Origin of the sequence: Mangrovibacterium marinum, from assembly GCF_003046625.1 — a bacterium.
Classification (GTDB): domain Bacteria; phylum Bacteroidota; class Bacteroidia; order Bacteroidales; family Prolixibacteraceae; genus Mangrovibacterium; species Mangrovibacterium marinum.
In genome coordinates this window covers 172,942-190,358 of sequence record NZ_QAAD01000008.1, presented here as the reverse complement: position 1 = coordinate 190,358, position 17,417 = coordinate 172,942, and the positions used below count along the sequence as shown (strand labels likewise).

The 17,417-nt window shown below is 47.5% G+C and carries 12 protein-coding genes; 6 read left to right on the top strand and 6 right to left on the bottom strand.

The genetic code is table 11. From position 1 onward, the window contains the following. Window positions 1–559: 559 nt before the first annotated feature. Genes C8N47_RS09985 through C8N47_RS09975 form a run of 3 tightly spaced genes read right to left on the bottom strand, consistent with a single transcriptional unit; the run spans window position 560 to window position 4,453 of the window. The gene (locus C8N47_RS09985; RefSeq protein ID WP_146161498.1) at window positions 560–3,100 is read right to left on the bottom strand and encodes a TonB-dependent receptor plug domain-containing protein; all 2,541 of its coding nucleotides are present in this window, start codon (window positions 3,098–3,100) and stop codon (window positions 560–562) included. Window positions 3,101–3,105: 5 nt separating this feature from the next. Next, the gene (locus C8N47_RS09980; RefSeq protein ID WP_107822405.1) at window positions 3,106–3,969 is read right to left on the bottom strand and encodes a FecR family protein; all 864 of its coding nucleotides are present in this window, start codon (window positions 3,967–3,969) and stop codon (window positions 3,106–3,108) included. 1 nt (window position 3,970) lies between these two features. Beyond that, on the bottom strand, window positions 3,971–4,453 hold the full coding sequence (locus C8N47_RS09975; protein WP_107822404.1) for an RNA polymerase sigma factor: 483 nt from the start codon (window positions 4,451–4,453) through the stop codon (window positions 3,971–3,973). 177 nt (window positions 4,454–4,630) lie between these two features. Between C8N47_RS09975 and C8N47_RS09970 the strand changes: the two genes are divergently transcribed. The 4 genes from C8N47_RS09970 (at window position 4,631) to C8N47_RS09955 (ending at window position 7,727) form a co-directional block, all read left to right on the top strand. Further along, a complete protein-coding gene (locus tag C8N47_RS09970) occupies window positions 4,631–5,491 on the top strand; it encodes an N-acetylmuramoyl-L-alanine amidase-like domain-containing protein (RefSeq protein WP_107822403.1) in 861 nt (286 codons plus the stop codon). A 70-nt stretch (window positions 5,492–5,561) separates the two neighbouring features. Then, window positions 5,562–6,527 carry a lysophospholipid acyltransferase family protein gene (locus tag C8N47_RS09965; protein ID WP_146161497.1) on the top strand — a complete coding sequence of 322 codons (966 nt, stop codon included), beginning with the start codon at window positions 5,562–5,564 and terminating at the stop codon, window positions 6,525–6,527. A gap of 1 nt (window position 6,528) precedes the next feature. Beyond that, window positions 6,529–7,074 (top strand): hypothetical protein, encoded by a 546-nt coding sequence (locus C8N47_RS09960; RefSeq protein WP_107822401.1) that lies wholly within the window; start codon window positions 6,529–6,531, stop codon window positions 7,072–7,074. 233 nt (window positions 7,075–7,307) lie between these two features. Then, complete coding sequence (locus tag C8N47_RS09955) at window positions 7,308–7,727, top strand: META domain-containing protein (RefSeq protein WP_146161496.1); 420 nt, start codon at window positions 7,308–7,310, stop codon at window positions 7,725–7,727. 168 nt (window positions 7,728–7,895) lie between these two features. Here C8N47_RS09955 and C8N47_RS09950 read toward each other — a convergent pair whose 3' ends face one another. The 3 genes from C8N47_RS09950 to argH all read right to left on the bottom strand — a co-directional run bounded on the left by C8N47_RS09950 (window position 7,896) and on the right by argH (window position 15,647). Further along, window positions 7,896–9,383, bottom strand: coding sequence for a glutamate synthase subunit beta (locus tag C8N47_RS09950; protein WP_107822399.1), 1,488 nt, complete (start codon window positions 9,381–9,383; stop codon window positions 7,896–7,898). A gap of 21 nt (window positions 9,384–9,404) precedes the next feature. Beyond that, window positions 9,405–13,994: a glutamate synthase large subunit gene (gltB, locus tag C8N47_RS09945; RefSeq protein ID WP_107822398.1), complete on the bottom strand. Its 4,590-nt coding sequence runs from the start codon at window positions 13,992–13,994 to the stop codon at window positions 9,405–9,407. Window positions 13,995–14,315: 321 nt separating this feature from the next. Further along, the gene (gene argH, locus C8N47_RS09940; RefSeq protein WP_107822418.1) at window positions 14,316–15,647 is read right to left on the bottom strand and encodes an argininosuccinate lyase; all 1,332 of its coding nucleotides are present in this window, start codon (window positions 15,645–15,647) and stop codon (window positions 14,316–14,318) included. Window positions 15,648–16,289: 642 nt separating this feature from the next. Here argH and C8N47_RS09930 point away from each other — a divergent pair. Further along, window positions 16,290–16,940, top strand: a complete 651-nt coding sequence (locus C8N47_RS09930; protein WP_107822396.1) for a porin family protein — start codon at window positions 16,290–16,292, stop codon at window positions 16,938–16,940. 112 nt (window positions 16,941–17,052) lie between these two features. Then, a complete protein-coding gene (locus tag C8N47_RS09925; RefSeq protein WP_107822395.1) occupies window positions 17,053–17,409 on the top strand; it encodes a P-II family nitrogen regulator in 357 nt (118 codons plus the stop codon). The last annotated feature ends 8 nt before the right edge of the window (window positions 17,410–17,417 follow it).

Genomic DNA, 17,417 nt, shown 5'->3' with positions numbered 1-17,417 from the left:
GTTGCCCCAAAACTGGCTGTTTTTCACTCCTACTTTTGATTAATTCGGAACTTTTGTCCTACCGGACGGGTTTTCATCTTTGGCTTGCCCCAAAGACGAAACAGAAAACGCAAGGCTTATTTTTATCTTCAGGTGTCAGCTCCCGAAAGCTAAGTTCAGCCGGGTGATCTCCAATCCGGCAGCTGCCGGAGCGGAGCTTCCCGGATTCACTAAGCTTCCGGTTCGCCTCTCACCATCGATAAAAAGTAGGCCGGTCCCGCTCCGAGCGAGCTTCCGTCTTCTCTTAAATGCCTTCTGCTGTCTTCCACCACTTTCATCCCTCTTGGCGATTCCCCGGAATCATAAAGGTTTTTTCTGATTTTTTCTTTTGAGAGGAAGAGAATGGGGGGAAGATGAAAGGTGGATATTCGGATGCGGCAGATTATATCCACCGAATAAACTTGCTAAAAAACGCATCCAAAAGATTTGCTCATTACGTCATCCCGGACTTGTTTCCGGATCCTTTAATAAACAGGACCAGATGCTGAAACAGGGTCAGCATGACGGGAATCGAAACATCTTAAAAGGCCACCTTCACAAACATGGCTGGGGTAAACGGAACGGCTTCGGCCGATACATTTAAAGTAGCATCCTGGTCGTCGGGAATGCGGACAAAGTTGTCGTACTTGATGTTTTCGTAATTGAAAACATTGAGGATCGACACACCGACTTCGAGGCTGTACTTCGGCTTATTGAGCCGATAACTCACGGCTGCATCCATCCGCTGATAAGCACGGTTGCCAACAGCGGGGTCGTCGGGCAGGCCGGGAAAGCCCGAACCATAAACATAGTTCGCCGAAATATAAACAGGTTTGAAATTCAGCAATAGGGCTGTTTTCAGCTCGTGCCGCTGATCGTGCAGTGCCCGCAAATAGTCGGCCGTGTCGAAATACGAGAAGTGTTCTTTGGTTTCGCTCAAGGTGTAAGCCACCCACAACGAATGGCCTTTCCAATCTTTTTTGATCAGCAAATCCAGCCCTTTCGTTTGGGCTTCGCCTTTGTAAAGGCCGGTACCGTCGGGCATATCCACATAGCGACTCAGTCCGGTGGTGTGTTTGCGGTAGCCTTCAACACTCAGCAGATAACCGTTTTTGTGCCAGCTAATGCCCAGGATTGCCTGTTGCGACTCCAGCACCGGAATATCGTCATTATTGCAAAGCGTCCACAAGTAGCGGAAGTTGCCCAACGGGTCGACAACAGAGCTATGCGAGATGTATTGCCGGTAAGTACCAACGGCTGCCGTCGCTTTCCAGCTATCGGTGATGGCCCAGGCTGCCGAAAAACGGGGCTGCAGATCAAGCCGATCCAGGTCGAAGGGCAAATCAGCCCGCAGGCCTCCTGTTACCTGCAGCTGTCGGCTAACAGCCCAATGATCCTCGAAATAACCATTCACGCGCGTCAGTGTATTTTCATCGTGCGCCAGGTTCACATCGAACGAGTCTTCGCGGTAGTGCACCCTGTTTTGAGTCAGCCCAAGACCAAAGCCCAGGCGTTGCGACTCCCCTATTGCCAAATGATTTTGCAGCACCAGCCGAAGCTCTCCAATTTTATTCTGATTGTAATCGTCGGTATCGGTAATCCAGCTGGTTCCTGAAGTTGCGCTACCCCCCTGTCCGTTTCCGCTACCTCCGGTGCCACTGCCCCCTTGCTGGCCGGCCGACTCGCGCAAATTGGTCACCTGTGTTTCGAGCGATGAATAGGCAACCGTTAGTTCCGAACGCAGGCCATTATGCCAGGCCTTGCTGTACCGCGCCGATGCACCGTATTGAAGATTATCCTCTTCGTCCTCGTACGAAAGCTGGTTCTGCTGGCTGCGGGTTTCGTATTCCAGTCCGTAAACATAGCTGTCGTCGCCACGGAAAAAACTGAAACTGTAAAAATCACCGCTATCGGTCTTCCCGGAGAACTTTACATTTAAATCGCGGAAATTGTAATCGGGGTACACGTAGCGGTCGATTGAACTTCCGCGGCCGGTTCGTCCGCTGGTTCCCAAAGTCAGTTGGTTTTTATCGTACAGTTCGTAATACGTCTGCCGCATGGCCACCACCAGCGCGTTGTTGTCCCCCAGCGGAAGGTTCAGCCAGCCATTCATGGTCATGTTATTTACGCTCAGTTGCATTTGCAAATCGTCGGTGCTGCCGTTCACACCGGTAATTTCAACGACACCACCAACCCGGCCGCCCAACTCAGCGGGAAAGCCTCCTTTCATCACGCGGATATCCTTCGCCATAAACGGATTCACCGCACTGATGTTGTCGTTGAAGTTCTTCATCCCAAACAAGGTGAAACCATCAAACAGCACCTGGCTCTGGCCTTCGTAACTTCCGCGGATCATCAGATCGTTCGACTGCTCGCCGGCAGCCAGTATTCCTGGTTGCAGCCGCAACAGGTTGAAAACCGAGTTGTCGCCATAGCCGGGCAAACTGCCGGCCACTTTCTGATTCAACCGAATTTCGCCGGCCTGCTGCCCGATTTGCTCCGATCGAACCACTGAAAGCCCTTCAACCTTGATTTCTTTTAGCCGAATTAGAGCTGGTTTCAACTTAAATCGAGCCACTGTTCCGCCGGCAACGAAAGTATCCAACGGGAAATAGCCAAGGTAGGAAATCTGAACACGAACCAAACTATCGGCAACTGTTTGCCAGGAAAATGCGCCATTTCGATCTGTCAGCATACCACTTTCGTTCAAATATAAATGGGCGTACGGCAAACTTTCCCCTGAAAATTCATCCTCAACTACGCCTGAAATCCGGAAGTAGATCACCGGCTTTACATGAGGGATACTATAAATCAAAAATACCTTTCCTGCTTTTTCATAAGTCAGCGGAAGGTCTTTCAGCAGGAAATCCAAGGTTTGCGGAAGGCCCTGGAACGAATGGTCAATGGTAATTTTATAGTTTGAAAGCTGCTCGTTGTCGAAAGAAAACTGCAAATCGTAGCGATCGCGCAGGTCCAATAGTATTTCACTCAGGGATTTTTCCCGATAGTGCAATTCGAGTTGCTGGCTGCGACCAAGCAAGCCCGAAAGCAAAAGACAACAGAGCAATGCAAAAGTTTTCAAGCTGGTTAGTTGTTTTTTTCAATCCGGAACACACCGTTTTTTTCTTCCTTAAAGTTAAGATTAAACGGGCGGCAAACATACCTTAGTACTTGCTTTACATCGGAACCTTTATCGAAGTTACCGCTGTACGAGAAGCGCAAGTCAGCGGGCAGCTCGATCGAAACGTCATACTGCCGTTCAATTTCGTCGAACACTTCAGGCAAAGGCCGATTTGTAAAGGTGAAACGGTTACTGATCCAGCTGATATCCTGCGCAGCTTCAACCGACTGCTTTCTCAGCTCATTACTGACCAGTTCGGCCTTTTCGTTTGGCAACAGCAAAACCCTGCACGTTTGACCGGCATTCTCAACCTGCACTTTTCCGGTAAGGCAAGTTACGCGGTAATTGGCATCGCGGGCATAAATGTTGAAACTGGTGCCCAAAACAGTTGTGATCCCGTTCTCTGATTCAACCTGAAAACGACTTCCTTTTTCAACCTCGAAATAAGCTTCACCGGCAAACTGTACTTCGCGCGAAAATGCCCACCAGTACGGATGATAGCGAACTTCGGAACCGGCATTCAGCTGCACGAACGAGCCATCGGGCAGCTCAACAAGCCGGTGTTCTCCAGCGGGCACCACTGCCCTCTCGGTGTAGAATCGCATGAATGCTGTAGAGCCCAGCAAAACCAGGATAACCGCAGCTACAGCCCACTGCCAGACACTGCGATTTAAAGGAATCACTCTTCCCTTTGGTTTCGGACGCTGCATTTGAGCTTCCATTTTCGCCCAGATATCCTCCTTGGACTCGCCCCAGGCAACGGACAGCTTGGAGTTCAGCTTTTCCACTTTTTCCCAATCCGGATTTGTATGTTCATTTTGTGTTTTCATGTCAACTCAGTTTCTGTCTCAATTGGCTCAAGGCTGCACTCATCCGTTTTTCCACCGCTTTCACGCTGACTTCCAGTCGTTCGGCAATTTCGGAATATTTCAGGCCATCCAGGCGGCTCAGCAGAAAGACGGTCCTTTGCTTTTCCGACAGCGCGCCCAAGGCTTCTTCGTAGCGGCTTTTTAGTTCTCCGTATTCCAGTTCGTCTTCAGGCGATTGCGTTTCAACATCCAGCGTCAGTTTTTTCTGATACTCCCATTCAACTTGCTGATGCCGGTAGCGGCTCACAAATAAATCGGAGGCCATTTTGTAGAGCAGCCCCACATTTTCCTTTTCCCGGTAAGGCAACTGCTTTTCCCAAAGCTTCATAAAAGCCTCCTGTGCCACATCGGTGGCCAATTCGCGATTGCCCGAACGGTAGTAAATATACCGCCGTATGGCATCGAAATACTGATCAAACAACCGTTTAAATTCTTGCGCTGTCAAAGTTCAAAACGTTTTGTATTCGTGTGTCACCTCCCCAAATTTATCAATCCCAAAAAGATCAATTAAATTAAGGAATTCTGCGATCTTTTCACGCTCATACCGTTTCAATTCGGGAATACCCTACCCGGGGATGATAATTTTTGTAAATTCCGCATTCGAAAACAAATTTAAAGCACCATGAAGATCCTCGCTGTAATCCTGATTTTGATTGCCTTTGCGCAAGCCTGCAACAGTCAAACAACGACTGTTCAGCCGGAAAAACCGATCGCTTGCAAGGATGATAGTCTGCTTGTGTCGAGGTTTTTGAACGAATTTGCCCAAGAGCGCCAACAGCCTACCGGAAAGCTGATCGTTGAAATCGGGAAAGCCATGCTGGGAACTCCTTATGTTGCCCAAACGCTGGAAACCGGAATGGATGAAAAGCTGGTGGTGAACCTGCGCGAGCTGGACTGCACCACCTTCGACGAGACTTGTCTGGCTTTGGCAACAACCATTAAAGCCGGGAAAACGGATTTCGAATCCTATGCGCGGCAGCTTGAAAAAATCCGTTATCGCCATGGGCTGCGCGAGGGCTATCTGTCGCGGCTTCATTATTTCACGGATTGGCTGTACGACAATGAGCAAAAAGGACTCATTGCTTCCCTGTCGCCCGACTTTCAAACAGCTTTCGAAAAAACGATCAATTTCATGTCGACCCATGCCGAAAGTTACCCGGTGTTAAAAGAACATCCGGAATTAATCACAAAAATCGCCAACCAGGAAAGACTGATCAGTCAGCGTACAAGCTATTTTCTGCCGAAGGCCGACATACAAGCGAACGAAAAGCAGTTAAAAGACGGTGATCTGGTGGCCATCACCACCAGCATTGCAGGACTCGACATTGCCCATGTCGGCTTTGTAATTTGGGTTGATGGACGAGTGCACCTGCTGCATGCCTCATCGGCTTTGGAGAAAGTCGTGATATCAGATCGGCCGCTTGCCGACTACCTGCCCGGAAAAAAATCATTCACCGGAATTATGATTGCCCGGCCAAACTAATTGCGCAGGCAATACGGGTTCCGAACTTTTCACCAAAAAATTCTACTTTTGGGGACTGAAACGAAAAGGCATGAAAACATTGGGACAAAAACTGACAATTGTATTCTTAAAAGCACTATCCTACCTACCCTTCCCGGTTCTGTACCTATTTTCTGATATCTTTTATCTGCTGGTGTTTCACCTGATCGGCTACCGTAAAAAAGTCGTTTTCAAGAATCTGGAGAATGCTTTCCCGGAAAAATCGCCAAAGGAAATTAACGAAATCGCCCGGAAATACTACCATCATTTTTGCGACATTACTGTTGAAACCCTCAAGATGAATCGCTTGCCCATCGAGAAAATGAAAAAGCACATCGTGTTTAAAAACCCGGAATTACTGAACCGCTATTTTCACGAGAACAGAGGCATTATTGTATTGTGCGCGCATTACAACAACTGGGAGTGGAACTCGAGCGTGCAACACATACTCGATCATTCGCTGTTGATGGTTTACAGCCCGATGTACAGCAATCCGCCCATGGAAAAATATATGGTAGCTATGCGCGAGCAATACGGCGCCAAAGGCGTACCGATGAACCAGGCTCCACGCGCAGGTTTGAGCATCAACAAAGGCCCTGACTATAATCTGCTATGGCTGGCGGCCGACCAAACACCCCCATCGGGAGCTCAATACTGGACGACATTTTTAAACCAGGAAACGCCATTTTTCAGCGGTCCCCAAAAGATTGCCCTAAAAACCAATAGCCCGGTATTCTACCACCATATCCACAAGGTAAAACGCGGGCAATATTTAGTTGAATTTGTGGAAATTAATTCCAATCCGGGCAAAGACGAGGAACACGCCGTTCTGCTGGACTATGTCGATATTGTGGAACAGATCATCCGCAAACAACCCGAATACTGGCTTTGGTCGCATCGGCGATGGAAACACCAGCGCAAAAAAGAACAGCAGTTGATTGCCAGGAATACAAAGCCCCGCTTTGAAAAGCAAATCGATGAGATGCTGAACGAGCTTAACCAACTAAAATCGCTCTGAGATGAAGAAAGCCGGAAATACACACCTTTATTTATTGCTGATGCTAATCGGTCTGTTCACCGGCTATGGCCAGTCCTATGGGCAAAGTAAAAGCACGAAGGCAGTTCAACAAAGTGCTGAGCTGATTGACCAGGCATCCTGGTTTTTGAGCCAAGCTGCCGATCAGATTCAGCTGTGCGATGGCGCAAGTTCGGTTGAAGATATTCATTACTATTGCTTCGAGTCGCTGCCTGCAATCGACAGTGTCGAGTTCAGGCTACAGCAAGCACTGTTTAAGGCCGACGACATGGGCTATCTTTTGCCAAAGGACAACTCCTCCGGCCAAGCGGCGCAGCTTGAAGCCCTTACCCTACAGCTTCAACAGGCTCAAAAAAGCAATTCGCGGATCCAACATCTATTGCGAAGCCTTTTAGACGAAAGCCAGCCGACCGTGATTAACCAGAAACTGTTCGATGTAATCCAGGCTGTCAACCAGTGCTCCGAGCAACTTCAAAAGCTACAACGAAGCCATAAAACACTCATACGACAAGGCAACACCCGGAAATAACAGCCATCATAACGGCCATCGGGCTGGAGTGTCGCCTCCCCTGCCAGCCGGCAAGCAAACTTGGTATTCTTTTTGATTCATTTCACACATTCGCCAATTAAAGAAGGAAAGGCATCGGAAAAATATGCAACGACAGATTCTGCAAAAGAATTTCACGCAACCTTCCGTAAGAACAAGCATCCTTTTTCAGAGGAGAACAGCTCATACAATTGAACAAACACAAAAAACAACAAATGATGAAACGATTTGCAATACCCGCACTGGCTTGTATGCTCATAGCAACAGCCTGCAACAGCACCAAACAAATTACGGCACAACAAGCGCCACAAATCGATGGGCGCTGGACAATCAAAATGGTCGATCATGAACCAGTCGATGTTCAAGATGCCTTTATCGGCTTCGAAGCAGCCAAACAACATCTGTACGGCAATGCGGGTTGTAACAGTTTCAACGGGTCGATTACTTTCGACGACGATTCGCTAAAAATCGGGATGATGCTTGCAACCAAAATGTATTGCCCGGATAATACCCTGGAGAACACCATGCTGCGCCTGCTCACCAACAGCAGCTGGAAACTCCGTCTGCAAGAAAACCAATTGACCATGAGCAATCCGTCCTCGACTATTTTACTCGAAAAAACGACTAAAGATTGAAATGCTGCTGATGCAACGCGATAAGCAGCATTGATCCCCCACTAAAGAGCCTCCTGGACGCCTGCGCGCCAACCTGCTCAGCTTGAAGGAGCTTCCCAAAAACAGAAAATCCCGACAGCTGCCGGGATTTTCTTATTTTATTTCGTGTACTTCACACTTTTCCAATAACTACGGAAGAACTGTATCGCCCATCAGGTAGCGGTCAACTTCGCGTGCAACGGCACGACCTTCGTTAATGGCCCAAACCACCAACGACTGTCCGCGACGGGCATCGCCGGCAGCAAACACCTTTTTAGTGCTTGTTTTAAACTCGCCGTACTCAGCCTTATAGTTTGAGCAGCCATCGCGGTCGAAGGCCAATTCTTCAGCAATTTTGTCTTCCGGTCCGAGGAATCCCATTGCCAACAATACCAGGTCAGCTTCCAGACGACGTTCCGTTCCTTCAATCTCTTTCGGGAACATACGACCTTCGTCGTCGCGCATCCAGGCAATATTTACCGTATGAATAGCAACTAAATTACCGTCTTTGTCACCTTCGAATTTCTTGGTCATCACCAAGTATTCACGAGGATCTTCGCCTTGTTTGAAGATTGCTTCGTGCTGACCGTAATCGATCTTCAGCGATGCCGGCCACTCGGGCCAGGGGTTTACTTCGCGGTTCCGTTCAACCGGAGGCTTCGGCATAATCTCGAACTGGCGCACATTCTCGCAGCCGTGACGCAACGAAGTGGCCACACAGTCGGTACCGGTATCACCACCACCAATCACAATAACTTTCTTACCCTCAGCCGAGATAAAGTTTCCGTCTTTCAGCTCGCTGTCCAGCAAACTTTTGGTATTGGCCCGTAAAAATTCCATGGCATAGTGAACACCCTTCAATTCGCGGCCTTCTACTTTCAAGTCGCGCGGGTTAGTTGCACCGGTCGTCAATACCACAGCATCGAACTCCTTGTGCAGTTTCTTCGCGCTAATATCTTTACCAACTTCAACGCCGGTTTTGAAAACAACGCCTTCTTCGGCCAGAATATCCACACGACGTTGAACCACGGCTTTATCCAGCTTCATGTTCGGAATTCCGTACATCAGCAATCCGCCCACACGGTCGTCGCGCTCAAAAACAGTCACCAGGTGCCCCGCTTTGTTCAGCTGTGCAGCAGCCGCCAGTCCGGCAGGACCGGAACCAACAACAGCAACCGTTTTTCCGGTACGATGCTCCGGCGGTTCAGGCACCACCCATCCGTTTTTAAAGCCCCAATCGATGATTGTCCGCTCGTTATCGTGAATGGTTACGGCTGGTTCGTTAATTCCGAGCACACAACCAGCTTCGCAGGGAGCCGGACACACGCGTCCGGTGAACTCGGGGAAGTTATTGGTGTGGTGCAAACGATCCAGCGCCTGGCGCCAGCGACCGCGGTAAATCAAGTCATTCCATTCCGGAATCAAATTGTAAACCGGACAACCGGAAGCACCATTGTGCATTAGTTCGCCCCGATGGCAAAACGGAATTCCGCAATCCATACAACGGGCACCTTGCGTTTCGCAGGTTTCTTTATCTCTCAGAACGTAGACTTCGTTCCAGTCCTTCAAACGTTCCGGAATTGGTCGAGTTGGATTCGCAACTCGTGTATATTCTAAAAATCCAGTAGGTTTTCCCATTTTTTCTTTTCCAAAGTTGAATTACTTACTTTCCAGTGACATATCGAATGCAGCATCGATAATATCGCTTTCTTTTTCATATTTGCCTGAGTTACGGGCTTTTTCGATAAATCCGAGCATGCGTTTGTAGTCCGTTGGAAGCACCTTCACGAATTTCGACAAGCTGTATTCCCAGTCCGATAAGATATATTCAGCTACGGCCGATCCTGTTTTTTCCAGATGTTTTTCAATCATTGCTTTCAGTTCAGCCTGTTCTTCCGGAGTTTCAACTTTTTCAAGTCCGATCATCTCCATATTACATTGCGAAGGGAAAGTACCATCGGCATCCAACACATAGGCAACACCACCCGACATACCTGCACCGAAGTTGCGGCCTGTTTTACCCAGGATCACTGCTTTTCCGCCGGTCATGTATTCACAACCGTGGTCACCGATTCCTTCAACAACAACCTTCGCTCCGGAGTTACGAACACAGAAACGTTCGCCGGCCACGCCACGGATATAGGCCTCGCCGCCTGTTGCACCGTAGAAACAAACGTTACCAACAATGATATTTTTCTCGGCAACAAACTGCGCATCTTTGTTTGGGTAGATGGCCAGATGACCGCCCGACAAACCTTTTCCGAAGTAATCGTTTGCATCTCCTTCAACTTCCAGCTCGATACCTTTACACATAAATGCCCCGAACGATTGTCCGGCAGAACCATTCATTTTAAAGTGAATCGTACCATCAGGTAGACCTTCGCCTTTGTGTACTTTAGTTACCTCGTGCGAAAGAACGGTACCGACACTACGGTTAATATTAATAATCGGGAATTCAGCGTACACCTTCTCACCTGTTTTGATGGCTTTCTGTGCTGCTTCAACAAACTTCCAGTCCAGGATGTCTTCCATCTGGTGATCCTGAGCTTTTGTCTTGTACAGGCCTTGATCTTCACCAACCTTTTCTTTGTATAAGATCGGGCTCAGATCCAGGTTTTTATATTTCCAGTGATCTACATCTTCTTTAAATTTCAGACATTGCGACTGGCCAACCATTTCGTTGATGGTACGGAAGCCGAGCTCTGCCATAATCTCACGCAGTCCTTCAACCAGGAACTCGAAGAAGTTCACAACATGATCCGGATTTCCTTTGAACAAGCCACGTAAGCGCTCATCCTGCGTAGCAACTCCTACCGGACAAGTATTGCTGTGACATTTGCGCATCATGATACAACCTTCAACCACCAGTGCTGCGGTAGCCACACCCCACTCTTCGGCACCCAACAGTGTTGCGATTGCCAGGTCGCGTGAAGTTTTCATCTGACCATCAGACTGAACAGTGATGCGGTTACGCAGACGGTTGCGCACCAAGGTTTGGTGAGTTTCCGACAAGCCTAGCTCCCATGGTAAACCAGCATGCTTGATGGAGCTCAGTGGCGAAGCACCGGTACCGCCATCGAAGCCGGAAATCAATACCGCATCGGCTTTTGCTTTACAAACACCGGCAGCAACCGTACCAACACCAGTTTCGGAAACCAGTTTCACGTTGATGCGGGCATCGCGGTTACTGTTCTTCAGGTCGAAGATCAGCTGTGCCAGGTCCTCGATTGAATAGATATCGTGGTGTGGTGGAGGCGAGATAAGGCCTACACCCGGGGTTGAGCCCCGTACGCGTCCAATCCATCCGTTTACTTTGTGTCCCGGAAGCTGACCACCTTCACCCGGTTTTGCCCCCTGAGCCATTTTAATCTGAAGCTCTTTGGCCATGCTCAGGTAGTAACTGTTTACACCGAAACGTCCCGAAGCAATTTGCTTGGTTGCCGAACACATATCGTCGCCGTTTGGCAACTTGGTGTAACGGATCGGGTCTTCACCACCTTCACCCGAGTTTGACTTGGAGCCAATCCGGTTCATGGCAATCGCCAGGGTGGTATGTGCTTCCCATGAAATGGAACCAAATGACATGGCACCGGTTGCAAAGCGTTTCAGAATGTTTTCGGCCGGTTCAACCTCGTCAATAGAAATAGGTTCCCGGTCGGAGTTGAAGTCCATCAAACCACGCAAAGTATAGGCTGCGCGGGTTTGATCATCAACCACCTGACAATATTTTTTGTACGCTTTAAAATCGTTTTCGCGTGTAGCCTGCTGCAGCAGGTTCACAGCCTTGGGCGACAGCAAGTGACGTTCGCCACCAACACGCCAGTGGTAATCGCCACCGGGTTCGAGCACTTTCGCTCCTCCCGAACGTGTTGGGAATCCCTGACGGTGACGGGCTAATGCTTCGCGGGCAATATCGTCCAGCGACAGCCCTTCGATACGGCTTACCGTACCCGTGAAGTATTTATCGACCACCTCGGAATTAATACCCAGGATTTCGAAAATTTGTGCTCCCTGATAGGAGGCCAAAGTTGAGATTCCCATTTTTGAGAAGATCTTCAACAAGCCGCCATTCACAGCTTTAATGTAATTTTTAACTGCTTTCTCCGGAGTTAAATCGCCCAAAACGCCTTCGTTAGCCATTTGCTTAATGGTATCGATGGCCATATAAGGATTCACCGCCGAAACACCGTAACCCAACAAGACGGCCAGGTGATGTGTTTCGCGAACATCACCCACTTCCATAATAATGTCGGCCTTACCACGCTTACCAATACGAATGAGGTGATGGTGCACCGCAGAAGCAACCAATACCGACGGAATTGGTGCATGATCGGTGCTCACCGAGAAGTCGGATAACAGGATGATTGAATATCCTTCGTCGATCGCATCTTCAACGTAAGTACATAAACGCTCCAGCTTTTTCTCCAGCGTACCTTCGTTACCATCGGCATGAAATACGATGCTGATTTTCTTGGTTTGGAAGTGCGCATGGTCAACATAGCTCAACTTCACCAGCTGCTCGTTGGTCAGTACCGGTTGCGGAATAGCGATACGGCGGCAGTGCTCGGGAGACTCTGTCAAAATATTTTTGAACCCACCAACATAGGTCCGCAAGTCCATAACGATTCGTTCGCGAATCGGGTCGATTGGCGGGTTGGTTACCTGGGCAAACAATTGCTTGAAGTAGTGCGACAACAAGACCGGGCGGTCAGACAAGACAGCCAAGGGGTTATCGGCGCCCATTGAGCCAATCGCTTCTTTTCCGGTTTCGGCCATTGGTTTCAACAACACTTCCAATTCTTCGTGGGTGAAACCAAAGGTTTTTTGACGCTTAAACAAGGTTTTCTGATCCGGTTCCCGCAATTCCAAATCGGGAATCGATGGCAGATCATCCAGGTAAGTTATATTATTTTTCACCCAGTCGCCATAAGGCTGACGGGAGATGATATCGCCTTTTACTTCTTCGTCGGAAATAATGCGTCCCTGTTCCAGGTCGGCAACAAACATTTTACCAGGTTGCAAACGTCCGCGAATCTTCACTTTGGCATGATCAACATCCAAAGCACCTGACTCGGACGACATGATCAGCATATCATCCTCGGTTACGCAATAGCGTGAAGGACGCAAGCCGTTACGGTCGAGCGTAGCACCCACCAGCACCCCGTCGGTAAAACATACTGAAGCGGGACCATCCCAAGGCTCCATCATGGCCGAGTGGAACTCGTAGAATTCTTTTTTCTTCGGATCCATCTCGGGATCGTTTTGCCAAGCCTCCGGGATGAGCATCATCATCACCTGCGGCAATGAACGGCCACTCAACACCAACATCTCGATGGCCATATCCAGGTTGGCACTGTCGGATGCTTTCAGATCGCAAATCGGGAAAATCATTTCCAGCTCTTCGCGGGTAAACAAGGTCGATTCCAGCAGCGCTTCACGGGCACGCATCCAGTTCACGTTACCTTTGTTGGTATTAATCTCGCCGTTGTGCGCAATATAGCGGAAAGGCTGTGCCAATTTCCACGAAGGGAAAGTATTGGTTGAGAAACGCGAGTGCACCAATGCGATGGCACTTACGGCCAACGGATTGGTTAAGTCTTTAAAATATAAGGACACCTGTTCGGTGGTTAACTGACCTTTATAAATAATGGTTTTATACGAACAGGAGATCATATTCATTCCGTCGTAGCCAAGGCCGGCTACCGATTCGCGGGCTAAACGTTCGGTATATTTGCGGAATACAAAAAGCTTCCGGTCAAATTCTTCAACCGACATATCAGCCGGCTTACCGATAAACAACTGCTGCACACAAGGTTCCGTAGCACGAGAGTCGCGCCCCAGGTCTGAATTATCCACCGGCACCTTCCGATAGCCCAGGAAGGGCAAGCCAAATTTATTCAGGTTCCGGGAGATGATATCCTTACATTCCGAACGTTTTCGGTCTTCCATCGGGAAGAAAATCATAGCCACACCATAGTCGCCAAAGCCGGGAAGCTTGATTCCATCCTTAGGACATTCTTCCAAAAATAATTCATGAGGGATCTGAATCAAAATACCAGCCCCATCCCCACTTTTAATATCATAACCGGTACCGCCTCTGTGTTCCATTCGAGCCAACATCGACAAAGCATCTGAAAGTACGCTATGTTGCTTGCGTCCTTTCAGGCTGGCTACAAATCCAATCCCACAGCTACCATGTTCAAATTCAGAGCGATATAAGCCCTGTTGTTTGGGAGTTTCTAACTGCATCTTATTTTACATTTTTATTTTAATCACCTAAGTCTTGTATTAAGCCCACAAGACAGAACAAAATCACCGCTCCAGAGGCCAGTGATTTAAAACTATAAGCAAAACCCGCGAAAATCTTACGAAGTGAAAGCAAAAATAGCTATTAAATGAATATAAACCAATCTCGGCTTTCAAAAAAGCTGCTCAAAAACACATGCTCAGCGCTGTACTTTCATGCCTAATTTCCTTAATGAAATGAAATCGAACAACTTATCGTCGCAAACGACCAACCAGGCGGTTTTCGAACGGGCTAAAACATAACGATTAATTAACAGGCTCACACTATTTTAGCAAGCGTTCAATCGCCTGATCAACCTGACCGAAATTAAACTGAGAAACCACTGCATCCATCTTAGCTTCAATCTCGGGCAAACACAAGTTCCCCAGACTTCCGGCATGACTGTGCTTAATTTCACGGGTCGGTTCATACTCACCGGCCTGAATGGCCATCCCTACTTTCTTATAAGCGTCGCGGAAAGGCACACCATCGATAACCATCTTATTGACATCTTCCACGCTGTAAACAAATTTATAGCGATCGTCGTCCAGGATATCCTCATTGATGCTAATTTCGCTCAAGGCAAAGTCAGCAATTTCCAAACAATTTTTCAGATCCTTAAAAGCAGGCAGAAAAACTTCCTTCACAATCTGCAGGTCGCGAAAATACCCACTGGGCAGGTTATTAATCATGAGTGTGATTTCGGTTGGCATCGCCTGTATTTTATTGCAATGCGAGCGCAACAGCTCGAACACATCGGGGTTTTTCTTATGCGGCATAATACTCGATCCGGTCGTCAACTCGTCGGGCAACTTCACAAAACCAAAGTTTTGGCTCATGTATAAACAAACATCGTAAGCCATTTTCGACAAGGTTGCTGCAATCGACGACAAAGCAAAAGCGACGATCTTTTCCATTTTACCACGTCCCATTTGCGCATATACCACATTGTAGTTCATCTGCTCAAATCCCAGCAAGTCTGTCGTCATTTGCCGATCGAGCGGGAAGGACGATCCGTAACCTGCGGCCGAGCCCAATGGATTTTGGTTGGCCACACGATAGGCCGCATGTAATAATATAAAGTCGTCGACCAAACTTTCGGCATAGGCACTAAACCACAAACCAAACGACGACGGCATAGCCACTTGCAAGTGCGTATAGCCGGGCATCAAATGCGACTTATACTTCTCCGCTTGTTTGATTAAGGTTCCGAACAATCGGTGCCCCAGCTCCAAAACTTCGCGCAATTCGTGCCGGGTAAATAATTTCAGATCCAACAACACCTGATCGTTCCGCGAACGACCGCTATGTATTTTCTTACCAATGTCACCCAGCTTTTTCGTCAACATTGTTTCAACTTGAGAATGGACATCCTCAATACCTTCTTCAATCACAAAACTGCCATCCTGTGTCAGCTTGTAAATTTCCTTCAACTCTGCCAATAATTTCGTCAGCTCATCCTGAGGTAACAGTCCTATTTCGGACAACATGGTGCCATGCGCCATGGACCCCAACACATCGAACGGAGCCAAATATAAATCCAACTCACGATCCTTGCCAACAGTAAAATCTTCGATTAATTTATTAACAGAGTACCCCTTATCCCAAAGTTTCATTTTGTAAGATTTTTGCTCAAATATACTCATTTATATTATTAAAGCTGTGCCACTATTTAGCATCCCCAAATCAAAACGGCTATTCCATTATCATACTGAAATGGACGGATTCGCAGCCGGCAATTGCTTTCCCCGAAAATTTTTGAGCAATTTTCCAATCCTCCTAAAACTTTTCAACCTCCGAATTTGAAAAACAACAATTTTTCGCGACATCCCCCTCCCCAAAAGAACCCCCGACTCCAGAATTACCAAAAATGAATCATACAGTAAAATTGACCAAATCGCCTGATTTCCCATATCAAAGCCCCGATTACCACCAATAAAAACCGACTCATTCTTCCACATCATGCTTTATTTTTCTATCTCTTAGCTTTATTTTCACCTGTTTTTCCATCCTTTTGACAGCAAAACACCACCATGGACGACTTTTTCACTATTTCAATGTTAATTTTATATTAATTCAAAACACACCCCTTATTTTTCACACCCCCTCATTCAAAAACATATCTACTTTTGAAACGGAGACAACAAACGAATGGGGTTCCATTCAAAAAAAACGAGCATTTTAAAAGATCACACGTTAAAGCAAAACCAAACAAGATTATTTATTAAAGTTCAGTTAAACCCTTAAATTTTTAAAACATGAAAAAGACTTTAAAAGCATTGTTAGTTTTTGGACTTGCATCCATTTTTGCTTTAAACGTTCAGGCGCAAGATGAAGCTTCAGGCTCATCCTGGGACACTGGATTAGACATTTACTCGAGCTACATCTGGCGTGGTGCCAAATTCGGTAGCGGCGTAGCATTTCAACCTTATATTGAGTTCAGCACCGGGGGATTTGCATTAGGCGCCTGGGGGTCTACAACAACCGACGAAATGGACGGTTACGAAATGGACCTTTACGCAGGTTATGATTTTGGTCCTGTATCAGTTAATTTAACTGACTACTATTTTGGCGGAGATTGGACCTGTGGCGATGAGCACTTTCTGGAACCAAGCATTACTTTCAGCTTGGGAGATTTCTCACTTATGGGAGCTTACATGATGAACGACTATTACGATGTAGACGACACTTACATCGAAGCGGGTTATTCATTTGGAAAAGTTGACGTAGCCCTGGGTGCCGGAGACGGACAATACACCGACGACGGCGATTTCAACGTTTGTAACATCAGCGTAGGCACATCCAAAGAAATTCAAGTTACAGACAGCTGGACATTACCTGTTTCCGGTTCGGTTATCCTGAACCCATCTACTGGCGGTTTCTTCATCACAGCTGGTATTTCCTTCTAAAGAACAACAATTTACAGATTTAATGAAATAACCATGGATGGCAAGCCAACTCCATGGACAGGGCTTGCCCATGGTTATTCCATGTGACCTTTAAAATATAAACTAATATCACATGAAAAAGATTGAAGCAATTATTAGAAAAACCAAATTCGACGAGGTCGTAGAGGCACTTCACGAAGCTAACATCGAATTCTTTTCTTACTGGGATGTCCGCGGCGTAGGCCAAACACGTCAGGGACGCGTTTACCGCGGAGTAGCTTATGACACAAGCTCCATTGAACGGACACTGCTTTCGCTTGTTGTGCGCGACAAAAACGTGGAGAAAACAGTACTGGCAATTATGAAAGCCGGCAGAACCGGCGAAATCGGTGACGGAAAGATCTTCATTTCAAGCATGGAAGAATCCTATCGTATCCGCACCGGAGAATTCGGAGATGAGTCATTATTTATTAAAGGTAAAGAAGATTAAAAAAGTTA

Excerpts from the sequence above, each read along its gene's own strand:
- C8N47_RS09970 (WP_107822403.1), top strand. The coding sequence starts at position 4,631 with ATGAAGATCCTCGCTGTAATCCTGATTTTGATTGCCTTTGCGCAAGCC.
- argH (WP_107822418.1), bottom strand. The coding sequence starts at position 15,647 with ATGAAACTTTGGGATAAGGGGTACTCTGTTAATAAATTAATCGAAGAT.
- C8N47_RS09955 (WP_146161496.1), top strand. The coding sequence starts at position 7,308 with ATGATGAAACGATTTGCAATACCCGCACTGGCTTGTATGCTCATAGCA.
- C8N47_RS09965 (WP_146161497.1), top strand. The coding sequence starts at position 5,562 with ATGAAAACATTGGGACAAAAACTGACAATTGTATTCTTAAAAGCACTA.
- C8N47_RS09930 (WP_107822396.1), top strand. The coding sequence starts at position 16,290 with ATGAAAAAGACTTTAAAAGCATTGTTAGTTTTTGGACTTGCATCCATT.
- C8N47_RS09950 (WP_107822399.1), bottom strand. The coding sequence starts at position 9,383 with ATGGGAAAACCTACTGGATTTTTAGAATATACACGAGTTGCGAATCCA.
- C8N47_RS09925 (WP_107822395.1), top strand. The coding sequence starts at position 17,053 with ATGAAAAAGATTGAAGCAATTATTAGAAAAACCAAATTCGACGAGGTC.
- C8N47_RS09960 (WP_107822401.1), top strand. The coding sequence starts at position 6,529 with ATGAAGAAAGCCGGAAATACACACCTTTATTTATTGCTGATGCTAATC.
- gltB (WP_107822398.1), bottom strand. The coding sequence starts at position 13,994 with ATGCAGTTAGAAACTCCCAAACAACAGGGCTTATATCGCTCTGAATTT.
- C8N47_RS09980 (WP_107822405.1), bottom strand. The coding sequence starts at position 3,969 with ATGAAAACACAAAATGAACATACAAATCCGGATTGGGAAAAAGTGGAA.